This is a genomic window from Soonwooa sp. T0.1_25 (genome assembly GCF_057652215.1).
Window position 1 is genome coordinate 1 of sequence record NZ_JBYFBZ010000057.1, and the last position, 653, is coordinate 653.

Below are 653 nucleotides of genomic sequence, written 5' to 3' on the forward strand. Positions count from 1 at the left end.
AGATACAAAAGTTGATAGTTTAACTTTTGTAGAAAATCGAAAACAATTAAATAGTCTAAATACCGAAAATTTTATAAAAAAATATTTTACAAAAGAAGATATAAAAATTCCTTTCAGGCTACTTACGCCGAAAAACAATAATGAAATCCTAAAATATCCATTAGTAATAACATTTCACAATTCGACTCGAGTTGGAACTGACAATGAAAACCAACTTGAGCCGTTTGCAAAAATTTGGTTGAGACCTGAAATTTATAACAAATATCAATGCTATGTAATTGCACCGCAGTTTAACAAACGTTCTTCAAATTATGAAAAAGACAATGAGGGAATTCAAGTTTCGAAACCTTCAAATGATGTTTTTGCTTTATTAGATTTAATAAAAAATGTTCAAAAAGAATATCCAAATATTGACAAAAATAGAATCTATTTAATTGGTTATTCAATGGGCGGTTCTACTGCTCAAAATTTGATGAATTTAGAGCCGAATAAATTTGCTGCAATTGTTTCAGTTGCTGCTGTTCCAGATTTCTCAAATCTTAAAAAAATGAGTAAAAAAGACATTTGGCTTATTCACGGAGAAAAAGATGATGAAAACCCTTACAATGGGAGCCTTAAGTTATACAACAAATTATCCTCAAACAAAAAATTGA

1 protein-coding gene is annotated in these 653 nt (G+C 28.6%); it reads left to right on the forward strand.

The window, feature by feature from the left end:
* On the forward strand, positions 1–653 hold a 653-nt coding region (locus tag AC23MB_RS14320), incomplete at both ends, for a carboxylesterase family protein (protein WP_487787650.1).